The sequence below is a fragment of the Parabacteroides caecihominis genome, assembly GCF_023656785.1.
Classification (GTDB): Bacteria; Bacteroidota; Bacteroidia; order Bacteroidales; family Tannerellaceae; genus Parabacteroides; species Parabacteroides segnis.
The window spans coordinates 42064-62435 of sequence record NZ_JAMOKS010000007.1; the positions used below are offsets into that span (position 1 = coordinate 42064).

Here is a 20372-nt window from a genome sequence, read left to right on the forward strand (position 1 = left end):
TATACCTACATTGCCGCCAGTTTAATCAATAAATACAATTGTTATGACAGATCAAAAGTTAGAGAAGAAAGAAGAAAAGTTATTCACATTAGAAGGTAGTGGAAAGATATTGGCTTTTACCAATATAAATAGACAGATCAATAGAAGTATAGTTAATTCTAAAAAGAAGTCTATTGAAGAATTTGGTTTATTATCACCTATAACAGTAATAGATGCTAAAGATGTTATAGAAAAAGGTATTACTGTTTATGATGCCAATAATCCTACTGATGAAGTAAATGCTGAAAATGCAAAGAACTATTTAGTGATCTTAGATGGACAGCATAGATATGCAGCTATTAAAGAACTGAATAAGAAAGATAAGTATTATGATATTTGGCTGATGTATCCGCTTAATAGAGAAGTAGCCGTATCTACTTTAATAATGGAAATTAATACTACTGCTATTAACTGGAAGAATGATAATTATATTTCTGTACTGGCAAAATTAAGACCAGAAGATAAAGGATTAGCATTTATAGATCAGTATATGCAGCTAAGACATACAAGAACTAAAGATGGTGAACAATCTGATAATTTGCCCAATAATGGTTATGGACTATCTGTATTATCTAAGTATCTCACTTTGAGCACTGCTATTAATAAGGACTATCTTTATAGGATGGCAAATAATCCTAATAAGAAATTACCTAATGAAAGTAATGTAAATAGAGCAGAGAAGATAATACAGACAGGAAAAGAAGTTGGTTTTACACATACTTTCTTATCTAGTAGATTCTTTATTGATTGGATTGCTAAATGGGTTAGAAGTGAATATAAAGTGGATCAGATCTTAGAATGTGTAAAAGAATCTATGACTGATGAAAAGGCAAAGAAATTGATGGATGAATGCAAGGCTGATAATTTTAGTGATCTATTCGATGAAGTTATAGAATTACATTAATAATCAATATTATGCAGATACCTAACAATTTTAAATTATCTTTTAAACTGGGTGATATACAAGTAGATTCTTTAGAAGAATTTTATGCTTTGGATAAAAGGAGTGTATTAGAGCACTTTGGCTTTATTATTAGTAAAGACACATTAGGAGAAGAATTTACCAGTAGAAATATAACTAGTGTAGAAGATGTACAGGAGATCATTTTTATATCTAATGCTGCTTTATATTGCCAATTAGAAGATAAAGAGCTAGCAATAGACGATAAAATGAAAGACTTATATAAAGTATGGATTCATAATACAGACCTATTAGAAGATTTGTTTATAGCCTATACTAAGTTAGATCCAGATAAGATGTCTAAAAGAATACTGAAACAGCAGAAAGATGGTACTATAGAACGATTCTTAAATAAATAAGCTCTATTTAATTCTTAAGTCCAGTTATCCTAGTGGTAGCTGGGCTTTCTTCTTTTTAGGGGTATGGGGTAATATTTTAGAGACAAAATGAAAGTAACCACACTCCCCCCAACTTTTCGCAGCTGGTAACTTTCTAAAGTCTCAAATTCCTCTATCAGAAAAATAAAAAGGAAGTACAAATGCACTCCCTTTTGTTAATCTATATTAAATAAATCCGTATACAAATTCATAAAAGGCTAATACACAGACTATTCTTCATTGTCATCAATTCCATCTTCCTTCATATTATGGAATACATTCTGTACGTCGTCATCTTCTTCCAGCTTTTCAATCAGCTTATCCAATGCTTCACGCTGTTCGGCTGTCACTTCTTTCAGATCGTTCGGGATACGAACAAACTCGCTACTTGTGATTTCGTAACCGTTCTCTTCAAGATATTTCTGGATAGCGGAGTTCTGGGCGAATTCGCCGTAGATAATTATATCTTCTTCGTCTTCGTCTACTTCATCCACTCCATAATCGATCAGTTCCAGTTCCAGGTCTTCCAACGAAATACCATCTTTCTTGTTGATATGGAATACACATTTATGATCGAACAGGAATTCAAGGCTACCGCTTGTACCCAGTGAGCCACCGTGCTTATTGAAATAACTGCGCACATTGGCAACCGTACGGGTTGTATTATCGGTCGCTGTTTCCACGAAGATAGCAATACCGAACGGGCCGTAACCTTCATAAGTCATCTCCTTATAACCGGAGAAATCTTTTTCTACAGCACGCTTAATGGCACGTTCCACATTTTCTTTCGGCATATTCTCCTTCTTTGCATTCTGCATCAATGCACGCAAATGGGGGTTATTCTCCGGATCAGGACCGCCTGCTTTCGCAGCAATAGTGATTTCCTTACCCAGTTTTGTGAATACGCGGGCCATATTACCCCAACGTTTAAATTTTCTTGCTTTACGGAACTCAAACGCTCTTCCCATATTATATCTGTATTATATTATTATAAACTTTTGTCTTATCTCAATGATGCACCCAGTTTGCTTTCCAGATTCTTGCGGATCTTCTGCATGATCGCGTCGATCTGTTTGTCGTTCAATGTCTTCGTTTCATCTTGCAGGTAGAAACTTACGGCATACGATTTCTTTCCGGCCGGCAGGTTTTTGCCTTCGTAAACGTCGAACAGGGAAACCTCCTTCAACAGTTTGCGTTCGCTTTCTTCGGCAATCTTTTCGATCTCAGCAAACTGAACGGACTTGTCCAGCAACAAGGCCAGGTCACGTTTTACTGCCGGGAATTTAGAGATCTCGGAGAATGTCACCTTATTCTTCTTTGTCTCCTTCATCAGCAATGTCCAGGACAACTCAGCATAATATACCTCGAAATCAATATCCATAGCCTTGCAGATCTTACGGTTTACGATACCGAACGTACCCAGTTCGCGGCCCGAAGTTGTTGTAAGACTTACGCCTGTTGAATAAATATCATTGCTCAGGTTTCCGAAGACAACCTTCTTCAAATTCACGCCCAGACGGATAAGGATATTTTCCACATAGGCTTTCAGTTCATACACGGTAGCCTTTTCATCTGCATGCGCCCAACTGTTTTCCACACGGTCGCCGCAAACCCATAATCCCAGGCGATAGTCTTCCGAGAATTCGGCCAGTGTAGCGTCTTCACGCTTCTTCTCTACATTATAATCGTAGCAGTTGCCGAATTCGAAGAAACGGATATTGCCGTTCTTACGTTTCGCATTATGTTCGATGCTTTCCAGACCGCCGAACAACAATGTCTGACGCATGCCGTTCAGGTCTGCACTCAACGGGTTCATCAGCATAACGCAATGAGAAACCGGATAAGTAGTCAGTTCATCGTAATAAGCGGAACGTGTCAGCGAATTGTTCATGATCTCATTGAAACCTGAACCGCAAAGCTGTTCAGAGATCAGGTTTTGCAGATCGTAGCCACGGTCGGTAGCTGTCTTGTAGCTCAGGTTCGATTTTACACTGTCGCTGAACTCTATATTATTATATCCGTAGATACGGAGGATATCTTCAATTACATCGACATCACGCTGTACGTCGATACGGTAAACCGGCACATGGATGGTCAAGCCTTCGGTTGTTTCCGAAACGATTTCCATCTCCAGGCTGGCCAGAATACTCTTAACTGTCTCTACCGGAATGTCCTTACCGATCAGACTGTTGATCTTGTTGTAAGTCAGTTCTACCGTATAAGGCTGTACCGGATTCGGATAAACATCCTGGATAGATCCGGTAATCTTACCGCCGGCTACTTCCTGGATCAACAGAGCGGCACGTTTCAATACATAGATTGTATTGTTCGCATCCAGACCACGTTCGAAGCGGAAAGAAGCATCGGTATTCAAACCGAAACGACGGGCTGTCTTACGAATCCATGTCGGATGGAAACAAGCCGATTCAAGGAATACATCCGTAGTCTGCTCCGTCACACCCGAATCCAGGCCGCCGAACACACCACCGATACACATTGCATCTTTCGTATTGCAGATCATCAGGTCACGGTCGGTCAACGTACGTTCAACACCATCCAGGGTGACGAACTTGGTACCTTCCGGCATCGTCTTCACGATCACTTTATCGCCTGTAACCTTACCTGCATCGAATGAATGCAGAGGCTGTCCCATTTCATGCAATACATAGTTGGTTACGTCCACTACGTTATTGATAGGACGCAAACCGATTATATTCAGACGGTTCTTTAACCATTCCGGACTTTCTTTCACTGTTACGCCCTTGATGGTAACGCCGGAGTAACGGGGGCATGCTTCCGTATTTTCAACGATCACTTCGATAGCCGGAGTTTCATCGTCGATCTTGAATGCGTCGACAGACGGACGTTTCAGTTCCGTCGGCTTACCGTTCTGTTTCAGGTAAGCAGCCAGGTCGCGGGCAACACCGAAATGGGAGGTTCCATCCACACGGTTCGGAGTGATATCCACTTCCAGCACATAGTCGCTCTTTACATTATAATATTCCTTGGCAGGAGTTCCTACAACCGCATCAGCCGGAAGCACGATAATGCCGGCATGGTCTGTTCCGATACCGATCTCATCTTCCGCACAGATCATACCGTTCGACTCAACGCCACGGATTTTTGATCTTTTAATGGTAAAGACTTCGTCACCGTCATAGAGTTTCGTACCGTTCACAGCAACAACCACTTTCTGGCCTGCTGCGACATTGGGCGCACCACAAACGATTTGTAAAGGTTCTTCTCCACCGACATTCACCGTCGTGATATGCAAATGGTCAGAATTCGGATGTTCCACACAAGTCAGAACTTCGCCGATAACCAGTCCTTCCAGTCCACCTTTGATCGTTTGAACTTCTTCTACTCCCCCGGTTTCCAAACCGATAGAGGTTAGTGCTGCTGATACTTCTTCGGGCTGCAAGTCGAAATCAAGATACTCTTTCAGCCAGTTGTAAGATATATTCATTGTTCTAAAATTTATTCAATCAATTTTTATGCGTCCGCGAGATTCCCCGCCAGCGGCAATTTGACTGGCAAAAGTACTAATAATAGAATAATTATTCAACGAGTGTGCGGACTTTATTCTTACCACAAGCCAAAAAATCTTATTAATCAACGGTTATTTCATTTCCAAATCTTTGTCCAATATAAAAATTCAGCCTAATTTAGAGGCGTAATTCTTACTGAATATCAAAAAATACAAACACACTAGGGATAAAATATTTACTTAATCATTCATAATGTAATGTCTAACAAGATTCTATCAGTGCAATATATACTCATACTTGTCCTATTTTGTATTCTAAATGGTTCATGCAACCAGACGACGCCTCATAAACACATATTAATCATCCAGTCTTACGAAACCGGTCTCCCGGCATATAAGAAAATGAAAAATATCTTTGCAGAACAATTACGGAAAAGGGACATACATGCGGAAGTCCATACCCTTTATCTGGATTGTACTAAAAAAACGGAGAAGAAGCAGAAGCTGACCATCTATGAAGAACTGAATACTTTGTCATCCTGGACCCCTGATGTAATCCTGACTTGCGATGACCCAGCCCTGAACGCCTTACTGACCTGCGACCATCCTTCCGTTAAAACGACCCCGATAGTCTTCACCGGAGCAAACTATCCGAACGAGCCTTTCATTCAAAAGTTGCCCAACATAACAGGCTTTCACGACAAACCGGATTATAAAACCAATGTAGAGCTGATAGAACAACTCATAGGCAAATGTATTGTCGTGCGGGTTACCGACGATATCTATGCAGACAAAATCATTTTGGCCGATATGGACGAACAAATCAAAGACATCTGCAAAGCGAACAATATTTTCTCCCCGGACAGAATACGCTTATCCGGAAAACGAGGCACCTCCATCCCCAAAGAAAAGAAGATAATACCGGACGCCATGTACATAAGCACGATCAACGGAAAATCTACCCGGTCACTGATCAAAGGATTGGGCGAGAACTATTATAATAAGGCCTATCTGGCAATCAAAAGGGACTACCTGACTCTTTCTTTGGGACGTTTCAGTTCTTTCCCCGGTTTCTCGGTCCTCAACGAAATGGTCGGTTACAATTATGGCGTAGTCGGAGGATATGTCACGACACAGCAGGAACAGACAATACTGGCAGCCAACCGTATTGCCGATATACTGGACGGAACTCCGGTAAGCAACTTTCCGCAAATTACGGAGGCAGATAAAAAGTACATATTCGATTATAAAATACTCGACCAATGGGGGATCAGCCTCAATAAACTTCCGGTAGACAGCGAGATTGTAAATATCCCCTTTTATATCCGTTATCAGTTTTATATTATATGTATAGCAGTTCTGCTGGGAATCATACTGATAATCATTATCATTTACCAGCGAATGTTGTATAAAAGAGAAGCTACCCATAAAAAAGAGGTGCAGGAAAACCTGAAACATGAGAAAGAGTTCCTCTCTTTCGCTTTGGAAAGTGGTAACATCTTCACGTTCCGGTATAAAAACGGAACCTTCTATTTTGATAAAGAATTTTACCATTATCTGGATATGCCTGAAAAACCGATCAGTGCAATAAGTTTCAGTAATGCCATTCATGAGAATGAGCAATCTGATTTCGAACTGAACAGATACAAACTAGACCATGGTTTTCCATCCCGGCAAATCACCAGAAGAAGGTATGATTTCAATGGGAAAGGACACCAATGGTGGGAATTCCGGTATGCCCAAAACACCAATACAAACACCGACGGCACTGATAATTCCGTTGAAGTAAACGGCCTCTGCCTCAATATCCAGCAAATCAAGGAAACAGAAATCAATCTGACCAAGGCCCTGAAAAAGGCGGAAGAATCCGATAAGATGAAATCGGCCTTCCTGGCCAATATGAGCCATGAGATACGCACACCGCTCAACGCCATCGTCGGCTTCTCCCAACTGCTGAGTTCGGATATGGAACTGGAGCAGGATGAAAAAAATGAGTTTATCGGCCTGATAAACACGAATAACGACTTGCTTCTGAAACTGATCAGCGACATTCTCGACCTGTCGCGCATCGAATCCGGACAGATCTCCTTTACCTATGCAGACTGCGATCTGAATCAATTGGTGGAAGATATTTTTAATACACATCGCGTACTGATGCCTCAGGGAGTAGAATTGATCAAAGAAGTTCCGGAGATCCCGGCCATTATCTATACCGACCGATTCAGACTGACCCAGGTAGTTACTAATTTCATAAACAATGCGACAAAATTTACTACTCACGGATATATCAAAGTCAAATACGAATACGATACCGAACATATCCTGCTGTCAGTCGAAGATACAGGAAAAGGTATTCCTAAAGATAAGATAAAGCAAGTATTCGAACGCTTCCAGAAACTGGATGAGTTTGCCAAAGGAACCGGTCTCGGACTGGCAATCAGCCTGAGCATTATAAAAACGTTTAAAGGAACCATCCTGTTGGATTCGGAAGAAGGGAAAGGCAGCAAGTTTACTATCTCGCTACCTTATACTCCTCAATAAAACGTTTATTGGCTTTTGCCTCTTTAGTCCATTCCGGTATAACGGTTTTCAGAAATTCATCTTTGGCAGCCAGTTCTGATTTCATATCCAGACCTATATATTTCTGTGCCTTCTCCTTGGTTGAGATATCGGGCATGGGTACTTCTTGATTATAACCGTGTTTGTTCAGTACGTCTTTTATGACCAGGCGGGCCTGCATCGTTTTATACAGGCCGTCTCCTAAAATACGTTGTACTTCTTGGGGAGCATGGAAGGCAGCGCCATGGGAAGCGATAGCAAAATCCCAACGCCACTGGGCCTGACGCAGCAGTTTGAGCACGGGCTCCATCTGGTTATCCGCCGCTCCCCTATCCCAGGCAAACTTCGCTTCGATATGTGCTTTCGCCAATTCCTTTTCCAATTTATTACGCAGTTCCACGGCTTTGTTCTGCCGGGTATATACGTCCTGACGAAGCACTTCCGCACTTTCATGATGACAGGTCTGGCAAGTTTTTTCGATCATTGCCAGCGGGCTTTGGATATGATGATTATTATAGGAACGAACCTCTTCCTCGACATACGGCATGTGGCATTCACCGCAGGAAACACCCCGGCGGGCATGGATTCCCATCTGAGCCAGTTCAAAATCCGGATGCTGGGCTTTCAACATAGGTGCTTTACTCAGTTTATGGACATAATCGGAAAAACCGATCTTATCGTAATAGTTTTCCATAGCTTCAACCGTATAACCGGAATCCCAGGGAAGGACGACTTCCTTATTCTCCACTTCAAAATAATATTCCGCATGGCATTGGGCACAAACAAGCGAACGCATCCTCTGGTCGGAAGCATCTTCAATGGGATCGCCTTCCCGTTTCAGAGCGTCGATCAGGAACTGGCGCGGAACACGCAAATCCATACTCTCCGGATCATGACAATCGCCGCAACCGACAGGATTGACCACTTCCGATCCCCAGTCGTACCATTTCTTTTTATAGAACCCATCCGAACCCACTTCGTCTATCAACCGTGGGACATCCAGGCTTTTACAGGCCCAGCAGGAAGCAGGCTGAGGACCGTCGTTCGCCTTTCGAGGAGCGCCGGTACGCAAACTACGATAAAGATCTTCAATAGCATACATATGTCCCCTCGGAGACAAATAACTTTTTGCAAAGCCATAACCCGCCCACAAGATTACCATTTCGGGCCGCATAGCCAGAATGTCTTCGGCCTGATTACCGTTATACAAACTTTTGAAAGTCGTATCCGCCGTATTCTTCCAGCTCTTATATTCGTAGGAATTCGATAGATTCAGTTCATTGGCTTGAAGGGGGTCTTCGGTTCCCCCGTTTTCCACCTTGTCGATAAATATGATTTCTCCCCTATTTACATAAGAATATCCTGTAGTCACGATCAAAATGGCTATAACAGTTGCGACCAGCAACACTTTTAAATACCCTACACCTAGTGTTTTTTTCATCAGATATAATTTGCTTATATAAAATCCATATGTAAATAGCTTTAATAAGCTTTGATTTTTGAGCTGTTTGATTTAGATCACAAATGTAGTAAAAAGATATTATGGACCAAGAGAATTTTGATAACTATAAAATAAAGCTGTATTTTTGCAGCATAAATAAATGAACCTCTATGCGTATCGACATACTGACCGTACTTCCGGAAATGATCGATGGAATGATTAATTGCTCCATCGTAAAAAGAGCACAGGACAAGGGACTGGCTGAAATCCATTTACATAACCTGCGTGACTACACCACTAACAAATGGCGGCGTGTGGATGATTATCCTTTCGGCGGTGAGGCCGGGATGGTGATGCAGATCGAACCGATCGACCGGGCTATCTCCGCTTTGAAAAGCGAACGGGAGTATGACGAGATTATTTACACCTCTCCCGACGGGGAAACATTCAACCAACCGATAGCAAACAGCATGTCCCTGTTCAATAACATGATCATTCTATGCGGCCATTATAAAGGGATCGACTACCGTATCCGTGAACATCTGATCACCCGGGAAATATCCGTAGGCGACTATGTCCTGACAGGCGGCGAACTGGCTGCCGCTATTATTACCGATGCGGTTGTCCGCCTGATACCCGGAGCCATCGGTGACGAACAGAGTGCCCTCTCCGATTCTTTCCAGGATAACCTGCTGGCTCCGCCGGTCTATACACGCCCGGCTGATTATAACGGTTGGAAAGTTCCGGATGTGCTTCTCTCCGGCCACCAGCGTAAGATCGACGAATGGCGGTTGCAGCAAGCACAGGAACGGACGGCACGGCTACGGCCGGATTTGCTGAAAGGGGAATAAATCGAAACTACCTTTTTGACAAAATGACACCCTACCAGGTATTTTATAAACATATTTATATGTTAAAAAATATTACCCAGTAGGGTATTTTATTTTACCCGATATATTAATCCGATTTACCCGGTAGAGTAGTGTCATTTTGATAGTTGTCTATTTTAGCAAAATACTCAAATCACTATTCTTTTGTCGCGCCATCAATTGCGCTATATATAAGGAACGGGGAAATAGATTGATCTCATTCTGTCCTTCCCAGATGCCATCCGGGCGATCGGTAAAATGACCGGGATACTTCTCTCCTTTCAATCCTATACAATAATTATGCCCCGAAGTCCACGGGTTCTGTACGGCAGCACGGTTCACCCGGCAGTTCCACAATACCTGCGTCACGCCTGCCCAACCATGTCCGCTTCCCATCTGACCGCGGTCCTGTACGTTTATTTCGCCATCGGTGACGATATTGTCATATAATGTGCCGACAGACCAACGGTGGTGCGGACCTATATCGGCAAACGTCTGCGAAGCCGTGCAATTATAGAAGACATTCGGACCGCATACTTGTGCACCGGTTACATAATCATGACGGCCTTCCGCCGCCTGACAGTTCATAAAGAGATTCTGCTGTCCCCAGTTATTGAAAGAATAACGATAACCTCCGGTAATAAGTGACTTTGCTTCCAAGCAACGACAATCCACAACAGAAACGTTTTTGGCAAAACGTTCGCAACTGACAGCCGAGTAGCCGAAATAACGCGCCGTGATGTTCCGCACCCAACAGTTTTCCGCTTTATCCAGTCCGACGGCAATCCAACCGTGTTCCAGGTCTTCATAATCTTCAAACTCGGATTCAAAGCAGATATCCGATATACCGACCTCACTGATACGTCCGTCGAACGTATATTTATAGACTTCGCCACCTCCAAACTTCTTATCCATCTGCATCACGACAGGGTTGTCGATAAAAAGACGGTTGCCTTCGATCTTCGTGATCTGACGTTCGAAAGCCAGGTTATATTCCTGCGGCGTCCATTGGCGTGTACCTTTCCGTTCCACGATCTGGTCCATCTTAATGGCATGGATCCATTCCTGGGTGCCGGGACGGTAAACGATCACCCGGTCGCCCACCTTAAAACCTTTTGTCGACGAGACCCGGAATGAATGGGTACCGACCGGCACGAAATCGTCTGTTATCTTCACCCGTGTATCCGGTATTTCCTTCATCGAACCGCTTCCTTCCACCCGGATCAAAGTACGACGCTCTTTACCGGTAGCGATCAGACGGGTTTCATTGACATTATCGCCTTCTCCCATCAACACTATACCACCGGTGTTTATCACGACAGAACCGGCAATCCTGTAAACACCCCGTTTTAAAAGAATCGTCCCCCGATGACCGTTTTCATCCGGTTGTCTGCGGGATATTTCATCGACAGCCTCTTGTATCAAGGCTCCGCTATCCCCTTCTTTTACAGGAAAAACGACTTTAACGACCGGATATTGAGGAATACTTTTATCGCCATGATGATAGCCTACCCGGCTGAAATCAGGTATGGTATTGCCGTCTTTATCGGGAATATAAGTCAGAATACCTTCCTCACTGATCCTGACCAGCGAAGACTGCCAGGCCGGCGGCAGCTTCGTCTGTGCATGGCTACAAACGAAAGCTGCTCCGGCCACCAGTCCGATTATGATTTGTTTAAATGCGCTCATTCGATACTTAATCTTCAATGATTACACGGAAACCTACATTATGCACTTTCTGCCAGGGCAGATAAGATTTACGGTAATAGGCTGTCGAGGTTTTCGGATGATCGGTCCAGGAACCGCCGCGTACCACTTTTTCGGTTCCGTTACCTTGTGCCTTCTCGTTATAAGGATAAGGCAGATAGTCGGAACGTGTCCATTCGGCGATGTTACCCTGCATATCATACAATCCCCAGGGGTTAGCCTGATAACCGCCGCCTTTCACCATCAGCATATTGCCGTCGTCGACATTATTGTCTTTCGGCTGGTATGTGTAGTATTTGTACCAGGGGTCACCCGGGCTCATCGGCTGCGGGTTCACACCTCTTACCGCCAGCTTGTTCAGTTGCTTGTCACCCATATTTTCATAGGCGGCAAAATTGGTATTCAGCGCCCCGTACCAGAAATCGGATTCACTACCGGCACGGCAGGCCCACTCCCACTGCATTTCAGTCGGCAAAGTCACTTTCAAACCGGTTTTCTCACTCAGCTTCTCACAGAAGGCCATCGCCTCTTCCCAACTGACACGGATGGCGGGTTGTTCCGGATTGTTGGCCGGATACCCCTGGTGCACATGATCCTTCCAAAGTTGGTTCACGAAACGGCTGTTATGATCGGGGAAAATTGTACGGAACTGTTCGTTACTCACCTCTATCTCCGCCATCCAGAATGCCTTTTTCACCTCCTGCTTATTGGCCGGAGAGTAATCGGAATGTCCCTTGTTACTTCCCATCACAAACTTACCTGCCGGGATGCGGACAAAGTTCATCACGATACCCGGAGCCAGTTCGATGCTCTTCTTTGTCTCCTGTTCCTTTGCCAGCATGCTCTTAGCGGTTGTTGCATCAAACGGCCAGCCTTTCACATTCACTTCTTTATCTTTATATTCCCTGCGTTCCGGTTTTACGGGAGACGGCTTCGGCTGTTTGCCCAGATAATCGGCATAGGCACGGATTTCCGACTGCCAGTCTACACCGGAACCGGCATATTTCTCCGTCAACTCCGTACGACGGCTGATCTGTTCCACTCCCTTGAAGATATTTGCTTTAAATTTACTGTGATAAGGAGCATTAAAGTCAATCCAGTTATAAAGCGTTTTCCATTCCTTATCGGTCAGTTCAACGCCATGATGTCCGGTTTTCAACATCTTGATCAGTTGGCTGGTCGAGGCATGATATTCGTACGGATTCAAGACTTCGATCTCCGCTTCCGGTCCCTGGCGGTGGATATACGGATGAAGATTCAGATAACTTTTGCCAAATCCGGTAAAATCATCGATACGGCCACCGGTAAAATCGGCCAGTTTATTGGAACCGTCATGGCAGGCGATGCAGGCACGGTCCAGCACCGGCTGTACTTCCAGTTCGAACGTGAACGGACGCTGTCCGCCTTCCGGCAATGCGATCGCATGCGGTTTGATAGTCGAAGCGACCACACGTTTCGGGATAGGTATCTGGTTCTGGTCTTCGTGACAACCGATACAGGAGACGGTTTCTCCCGGCATTCCGGTCAGCCAGCTACGCATCCACTGCACGGCACGTCCGCACGAATCCAGCGGTTGAAGTGAGATCGGCGTATTGGCGGGGATAGTGAACAAGGCAGAGCCATCCTCTTCGACCGGCACCGTACCCAACAGGCGTTTGATATCCCATCCGCTCTGAACACCCTGTGCCCAATGGTCGGACGGAGTTTTATTATAAGCATATTCGTAAGACAACACACGGAATGCTTTCACCGTACCACGGGGTACGCCCTTCAAACCTTCACCTTCGTAAATATCCTGAATAAAGACAGTTGCCTCCTTCGTGCCCGGTTTCGTACGGTCGGGAATAATGGGGGGAACCGGAGTTTTCTTTACCGGTATCGGGTGGATCAATCCTTCACCTTCATACTCGGCAATCAGAGTCAGGTTATCATACACGTCTACCAGATAAATGCCCCATAAAGCATTCGGATTCAATTTGGCGGCAACCAGATAATATTTATCGTTCAACGGATAAGGCTTGATAAACTGAGGCCAGACATCATCCACCAGCCGGTCTTTCACGATCGGTTCGATCTTGCGGTCGCGAAATGGCAGTTCCTGCACCATTCCCAGTTCCGACTTGCGGCCTTTGGAGGGATCGAACAGGATCAGACGGCCGGAACGGGCAACACCGTGGTGTCCGGAGATGATTCCGACAAAACCGGATGCCTGGCCGGGTATCGGTTTCGCGTCGAATGTGCTGTTCGGAAAATAAGAGCCGCTGCCGTAAAGTGCTTTCTGCTCGGTTCCGTCGGGATTCATATGCATCACGAAGCGGGAGAAATAGTGTGTCAGGTCGGTGTACTCCCAACGGGTATACATCACCTTGCCATTGTGCATGATGACCGGCGACCAGTTGGCATCCTGGTCGAACGTCAGACGACGCAGGGAACGGTCTTCCGGATTATAAAGCACCATATTACCGACCTCATCATTCCCATTTACACAAGGAACACCGTTGTAACCGATATTGGATACAGCAATGATCTTTCCCGAAGGCAACCAGGTCGCATCAAAGAACTCAAGGTCTTTCTCGGGTGACTCGATCAGTTTTTTCAAACCTTTCCCGTCCAGTCCCACTTCGAAAACCTGCCAGCGCTTGTCGGTGTCGATCATGGAAAACATCACCCGGTCGGCATCCCAATGCAGTTTCAGGTCGGGAACGGAGGAACCGTTATCCGGCTTGAAGATGGTACGTGACTGAATGTCGCCGCGAAGATTCGAAAGTTCAACGATCTCCGCATCGAATCCGCCACGCGGGGCGGAAGTCTGGTTCGACCAGTTATTATTCTGTGTTCCCAGCGAGCGGGGGTTGACCTGGCGGGCAGAGGTACCGATATGGTAACGGCCCACGATCAGTTTATCCATATCCAGTTCCGGATTGGCCAGCAGTATTTCCCGTTTTAACTGTAATGCCTGCCGAGCATCTTTTATCGTATTTTCATCGTTTGAATAGATACCTGCAAAACCTTTGTCTGCCAATTCCTTTAAGGTTGACAATCTGGATTGGTTAATGGCCTGGTCAAACGACTTACTGCGTTTCATATCATTGAAAGCCTCTTCGATGGCCCGCATATTAAGCCAGCTCAGCGACTCCTGCAATTCGTATACCTTCATGGCATCCTGTGCAATATTCAGGTATGTCACCACTTGTTTATCCAGCTCCTTCTCCTGACCGGCAGCAGCGATACGGGCTGTAAAATATTTTTTATCCGTCAGCAGGTCTACGACCGATTCGGCGATATGTTTTTCTATGGTAGCATCATAGGTTGTCACCAGGGCTTTCATGTCGCTTCCGGCAAACGGAAGGAATTGTGCCGATTCAGCCGGATAGCCGGCAATAATATCTTCGGATAACTCTTTGCCTGTTATCCCCTGCAAGCGGAAAATGACGGTCCCTGCGGAAGAACGGTTTTCCAGTCCGATTTCCGCTTCAAAACGGACATATTTTTTATCCAGCGGAACGGCGATCTGTGAGTTGGCATTCGCCATAATCGTCCGTTCGTATGTTTTTCCTTTCATGATGACCGGAACGCCTTTGGCATTGGCATTAAAGACCGGGCGGCCTGTACCGGTATCCTTAAAAGTATCTTTCAGATCGTTCAGCCAGACGGAAGAGCCGTCGGCCGCGATCAATCGGGCATTTGCCCATACAGCCTGGTCGTCGGCAGTCCCGTCAACCGTACCCCAGGTATAAAGTACCATTTCATCCAGTCCGGTCACATCGGCGGTAAACATTTCGGTAGCTTGTTTCGCCTTAATTACCTTTGAAGAAACCGGAAGGCTGTTCATTTTCATCTGTTCGTAAGCATTCTGCTTGGCAACGGCAATTTTCTCAGACCAGGAAGCAGGCGTGTTACCCTGCTTTTTCTGCTTTTGAGGAAAAGCGGAAAGCGAAAAGGCCAGGCAGGCTGATAAAACAATTAAACTCTTTTTCATGATATCTATCTCTTATATTTTACGATGATCTGCGCTACCGGTTTATGAAATCCGGCCCCTCTTGTTAGTGGGGGTATCCCACTAACGTTAGCAGAGATGCCCCACTAACGTTAGCAGAGATGTGCCACTAACGCTAGCGGCGGTGTCCCACTAAAATCGGAAAGAAAGCCCCGCCTTTAACAGCGGAGCTTCTCACCCATACTTAAATTATTATCGAACGATTAATAGTTCGGATTCTGGATCAATACACCGTTAGAGAAGTCGATCTGCGACTGCGGCAACGGGAAATACTCATGCGCTTTCGACCAGGCAGTCACATGTCCGGACAAGAGAGGATCGAGTTCAAGGCCATTCAGTTTATCCATGATTTTCCAACGTTTCATATCATAGTAACGGATTACCTCGAACGGAGTTTCTACGCGGCGTTCATGACGGATCTTTTCACGCAACTGATCCTGTGTCAGATTGGTTGCCAGGTCAGCCAATCCTGCACGCTTACGCACCTGATTTACCATATCGGCAGCACCACCGATACCTAATTCATTGGCAGCTTCAGCTTTTAAAAGTAGCAATTCACCCCAACGCAGATAGATGAAATCCGTTTCACTGCGGAAACTTGCCCCCCATGAATCGCCTTCTTTCATTAACGGTGTCAGATATTTAACCATTGCCTTCTTCAAATCACTTTTAGGTAATGATAGCAATTCACCACCGGGCCACTGATATTTATCATCAAAAGCAACAATCTGACCTAATCGGTTATCACCTTCTTCATAATCATTTGTCAAATTTGCGACAGGGCGAACCGCAGCATAGTCACCATATATACGGTCAAAATCCGTATAATTATTCGGAGCAAGATATTTTATAGAGAAAACAATTTCATTGCTGCCTTCTTGAGTATCGTAAGTGAAATTATCTGCATAACGATCGGTCAGTGAATATCCATTGATTTCATTCAATAAATTATATGCTTCCTGTACCTCGTCCCGATTAGCCACTTTACCATCTTCACCATAAGCATGATACATCAGGAGACGCGCTTTTAGCCCTTTGGCAGCACCTTTGGTTGCATGCCCACCAGCACCTTTAAAAGTCTTGTCATCCATTTTATCGATAGCCGTCTGCAAATCAGTAATCAAATTTTTGTAAACTGTTTCCAAAGGCTCTTTCGCCATATTCTGAGTTACAAGATCCAGCGGTTCGGTTGGATAAGGCACTTCCCCATAGCACAAATAAAGCAGATAATAACAGTAGGAACGAAGAAATAACACTTCACCTTCGTACTGATTACGTACACTATTCATATCCGCTCCTTCATAGTTTTTCAACTGATAAAGGAATATATTCATACGAGCAATGGCAGAATAGGCTTCTTCATAAAGATCAGGAATAAAACCGGTCATTGACGGATCGATATTGTCTGCCTGAATCATATAAGACAAATAAACATAAGAGGACCCGGAACTTCCGTAAGCATTATCCGTTAAACAGTCGAAAACAATAGACCGATGTGACAATGTATTTTGTTGCATGCCTTGATAACAACCGGTCAATGCAGAATCAAAATCAGACTTGGACTGCCAGAAGATACTTTCCGACGGAGTTGTTGTCGGAGGGGTGTCCAGAATATCTGAACAGGAAGACATTGTCATCAAGCCGGCAACCAACAGCGAAATATATGATAATTTATTCATTTTCATAATTAATATACGATTTAATTAGAATTCAAGATTTACACCAAATGAAATAATACGGTTCTGCGGATAATATACCAGACGCGTACTTTTTGTCGAATTGTAGTTACGTTCCGGGTCACCACCCTGTGGAAATTTAGTTATTGTCAGCAAATTGTCACCAGAGAAGTAGAAACGCAGACGTTCGATCTTCGCTTTGCTTGTCAGTGCTTTCGGCAAAGTGTAGCCGAATGTCAGGTTCTTCAAACGGAAGTAAGAAGCATTGTATAACCAGTAAGTACTTTCACGTTGATTCTTTGCACCTCCCAAATCGGCAAAATACAGGCGGGGATATTTAGCATCCGTATGCTCTTCTGTCCACATATTATCTATATAATCCTGAGAGATTGGTGAGCCTTGGTAGAAAGGACGTAAACCCCAACCACTGGCATAATGTTTGACTCCTTGCACACCTTGTCCCATCAAAGAAAGATCAAAACCTTTCCAACTGGCAGCCAGGTTCACTGTATATTCGAAGTCCGGTAAACGGCCGTCCAAAACCTTACGGTCATTTTCATCGACTACACCATCAGGGACACCATTCGGGCCACTGATATCGGCATATTTGATATCACCCGGCAAAGTCTTGTCATTAAACTGTTTAGGCGAATTGGCTACATCTGCTTCATCTTTGAATATACCGATTGCTTCATAACCGTAATACGATTCGTAAGGTAAGCCTTCCTTATAGATTAAACCTTTAGTAGAGTTAATATAATCAGTACCATACTTTGTCAATTCGTTTCTCGTACGGTCAAAGAAGATACCAGCATTATAACTCAATCCTTTAAATACACCTTCCTGAATATATCCGTTATAAGCCAATGACACTTCAATACCTTTATTGACCATTTCACCAGCATTGATATACGGAGCCTTCAAACCTAATAATGAATTACTCTGTGCCTCACGAAGAATATCGTATGTCCTTTTCTTATACCAGTCGAAAGTTACATTGAAACCATTGAAAGCGGTAATGTCAATACCAAAGTCACCAATAGAAGTGGACTCCCATTTCAGATCACGATTAGTAAGAGCAGTCTGAGCCACACCTGCATTCAAATTTGAATTATCAAAACTGTAATCCTTACCGGTTGTAACCGAGGCATAATAAGAATAAAGATCTATATTCTGGTTACCAAGGATACCCCATGATCCACGTAGCTTCAGACTGTTCAACCATTCCCAATTCAGTTCTTTCATCCACTCTTCTTCTGTCACACGCCATCCCAAAGAGAAAGAAGGGAATATACCCCAACGAGATTCGGAAGAAATACGGGAAGAACCGTCGTAACGAGCATTTACTTCTAACAGATAGCGTTGTTTGAATGCATAGTTGGCACGGAAGAAAGCGGACATAATTCCCCATTCTTCAGACTTACCTTCATTAGTCTGTACGGAAGCAATACCAGTATTCAACTCATGTAAGGGGAAGTCATAATTCTGACGATAACCGGAAAGATTGTCCAGCTTATAATATTCCAGATTATAACCGGCCATTACAGAAAAATCATGTTCTTTATTCGGAGTAGCCCAGTCATATTTCAAATAAGTATACAAGTTATAATAAGAACTATTATTCATCGTACTGGTTAATCCTGTACCTCCGGTATTCAGCGTTCCATTCTGCTTGCCATCGTGATAATAATAGATCGGTGTAGCCATAGCTCCCCAAATTTTTTCATGTTGCTGTTTGTAACGCATGGCACCTTTCGTATACCAAGTCAAACCTTTGATCGGATTTACTTCCAACCAAGTTTGTGCATTCACATCCGTATTGACATTCGTCTTAAAATTCTCAGTTTCTACAATGGCGACCATATTCTTATTGTTAGACTCGAAAGAAAATGCCTTTGAAGTATAACGTTTAATTCCTGTACCGTCATCCGGCAACCACGGCATATAAGTCGGAGCTTGCGAAATTGTAGACAGATAAGCATCCGTATCACCCTGGCGTGTTTCCTGACGATTGCTGCGGCTACCGGTAAAATACATTCCAAATTTTACCCAATCATTTACTCGTGAAGTAAGATCAAGTGTTGCATTGTAACGTTTAAACTCCGAACCTTTCAATGTTCCGGGCTGATTGACCATACTTAAAGATGCATTATAAGATGTTTTACCAGTTGTACCTGCAATACTCAGATTATGCTGTTGTACAAATGCAGGATTAAACATATAGTCAAGCCAGTTGAAACTCGGGTACTTGGTTGGATCAGACGGATTAGTATAATTAGCAATCATTTCATCCGAATAACGGTCGGTAGCCGGAGCACCGGAATTATCTTTAGCCATATTAAAATACTTCATATAGGTAGGAGAATCCCAAATCAGATCTAACAAAGTAGTCGGATTGTAAACAGCAAAGTTTCCGTTATAGCGGATAGAAACACGTTCTTTCACTTCCGAACCATTCTTTGTAGTAATCAAAATCACACCGTTTGCAGCACGCGAACCATAAATAGAAGCCGAAGCTGCATCCTTCAACACAGAAACACTTTCGATAATGTTCGGATCGAGGGAGGCCAGGTCTCCCTCGACACCGTTAATCAGGATTAACGGATCGGAACCGGTACCGGAATAAGTACCCTGACCACGCACGCGAATATTAACATTTTCACTACCCGGCTGGCCTTTGTCGGAAGTGATACGCAAACCTGGCATCTGGCCCTGCAACATGGTCGATGTATTGGCTACCGGACGTTTGGCAATTTCTTCTCCCGTCACAGCTGAAACGGCACCGGTCAGGTTTACCTTTTTCTGTGTACCGTAACCGACTACGACTACTTCATCCAGATTCTGGCTATCTTCCTGAAGAGTAATTTTCAGGCGGGCATCACTTGTTACTTTTATTTCCTGGTCTTTGTAACCAAGATACTTTACCAATAAAACATCACCGGTTTTAGCCGGGACGGTGAAGTTCCCTTCTACATCTGTAATAATACCTGTGGTTGTTCCTTTCACTAGTACAGATACACCGATCATCGGGTCTCCAAATTCATCCAGAACGATTCCGGAGACAGTCTGTGTTTGCGCAAACAAACTCAGACTTGAGTTAAACGCCACCATTAATAATAATAATCGCCAAAACGATTGAGTGGCCCTTTTGATTTCTTTTTTCATTTAATCATGGATTTAATTAGACTTAAAATTTCAACAAATTCAATAACACAAAGAAACATATTCTCTTTTTCACAAAAAGAAAATATGCTCCCAA

Annotated in this window: 11 protein-coding genes; 4 read left to right on the forward strand and 7 right to left on the reverse strand. The window is 44.0% G+C overall.

Going from position 1 to position 20372, the window contains the following annotated elements; all coding sequences use genetic code 11:
* Positions 1 to 43 precede the first annotated feature (43 nt).
* Together NBH14_RS07215 and NBH14_RS07220 are read left to right on the forward strand one after the other, a co-directional pair.
* Entirely contained in the window at positions 44 to 943 is a 900-nt protein-coding gene (locus tag NBH14_RS07215) for a ParB N-terminal domain-containing protein (protein ID WP_186960791.1), read from the forward strand.
* Between the two features lie 11 nt (positions 944 to 954).
* Complete coding sequence (locus NBH14_RS07220; protein ID WP_186960792.1) at positions 955 to 1359, forward strand: hypothetical protein; 405 nt, start codon at positions 955 to 957, stop codon at positions 1357 to 1359.
* A gap of 248 nt (positions 1360 to 1607) precedes the next feature.
* Here the strand turns inward: NBH14_RS07220 and NBH14_RS07225 are convergent, their stop codons facing one another.
* Together NBH14_RS07225 and pheT are read right to left on the reverse strand one after the other, a co-directional pair.
* On the reverse strand, positions 1608 to 2345 hold the full coding sequence (locus NBH14_RS07225; RefSeq protein WP_186960793.1) for a YebC/PmpR family DNA-binding transcriptional regulator: 738 nt from the start codon (positions 2343 to 2345) through the stop codon (positions 1608 to 1610).
* Positions 2346 to 2380: 35 nt separating this feature from the next.
* A complete protein-coding gene (gene pheT / locus NBH14_RS07230; RefSeq protein ID WP_186960794.1) occupies positions 2381 to 4843 on the reverse strand; it encodes a phenylalanine--tRNA ligase subunit beta in 2463 nt (820 codons plus the stop codon).
* Positions 4844 to 5122: 279 nt separating this feature from the next.
* Here pheT and NBH14_RS07235 point away from each other — a divergent pair, with 279 nt between their 5' ends.
* On the forward strand, positions 5123 to 7405 hold the full coding sequence (locus tag NBH14_RS07235; protein WP_186960795.1) for a sensor histidine kinase: 2283 nt from the start codon (positions 5123 to 5125) through the stop codon (positions 7403 to 7405).
* Here NBH14_RS07235 and nrfA read toward each other — a convergent pair.
* Positions 7377 to 8864, reverse strand: coding sequence for an ammonia-forming cytochrome c nitrite reductase (gene nrfA / locus NBH14_RS07240; protein ID WP_186960796.1), 1488 nt, complete (start codon positions 8862 to 8864; stop codon positions 7377 to 7379). The two genes, NBH14_RS07235 and nrfA, sit on opposite strands and share 29 nt — an antisense overlap.
* Positions 8865 to 9034: 170 nt before the next feature.
* On the opposite strand from nrfA, the gene trmD reads away from it, so the two are divergent.
* Positions 9035 to 9715, forward strand: a complete 681-nt coding sequence (trmD, locus tag NBH14_RS07245; protein ID WP_186960797.1) for a tRNA (guanosine(37)-N1)-methyltransferase TrmD — start codon at positions 9035 to 9037, stop codon at positions 9713 to 9715.
* Positions 9716 to 9865: 150 nt separating this feature from the next.
* On the opposite strand, the gene NBH14_RS07250 is transcribed toward trmD, so the two are convergent.
* The 4 genes from NBH14_RS07250 to NBH14_RS07265 all read right to left on the reverse strand — a co-directional run bounded on the left by NBH14_RS07250 (position 9866) and on the right by NBH14_RS07265 (position 20278).
* Complete coding sequence (locus NBH14_RS07250) at positions 9866 to 11422, reverse strand: hypothetical protein (protein ID WP_186960798.1); 1557 nt, start codon at positions 11420 to 11422, stop codon at positions 9866 to 9868.
* A 7-nt stretch (positions 11423 to 11429) separates the two neighbouring features.
* On the reverse strand, positions 11430 to 15419 hold the full coding sequence (locus NBH14_RS07255; RefSeq protein WP_186960799.1) for an SUMF1/EgtB/PvdO family nonheme iron enzyme: 3990 nt from the start codon (positions 15417 to 15419) through the stop codon (positions 11430 to 11432).
* Between the two features lie 221 nt (positions 15420 to 15640).
* Positions 15641 to 17116, reverse strand: coding sequence for a RagB/SusD family nutrient uptake outer membrane protein (locus NBH14_RS07260; RefSeq protein ID WP_186960826.1), 1476 nt, complete (start codon positions 17114 to 17116; stop codon positions 15641 to 15643).
* A gap of 24 nt (positions 17117 to 17140) precedes the next feature.
* Complete coding sequence (locus NBH14_RS07265) at positions 17141 to 20278, reverse strand: SusC/RagA family TonB-linked outer membrane protein (protein WP_186960800.1); 3138 nt, start codon at positions 20276 to 20278, stop codon at positions 17141 to 17143.
* Between the last annotated feature and the right edge of the window lie 94 nt (positions 20279 to 20372).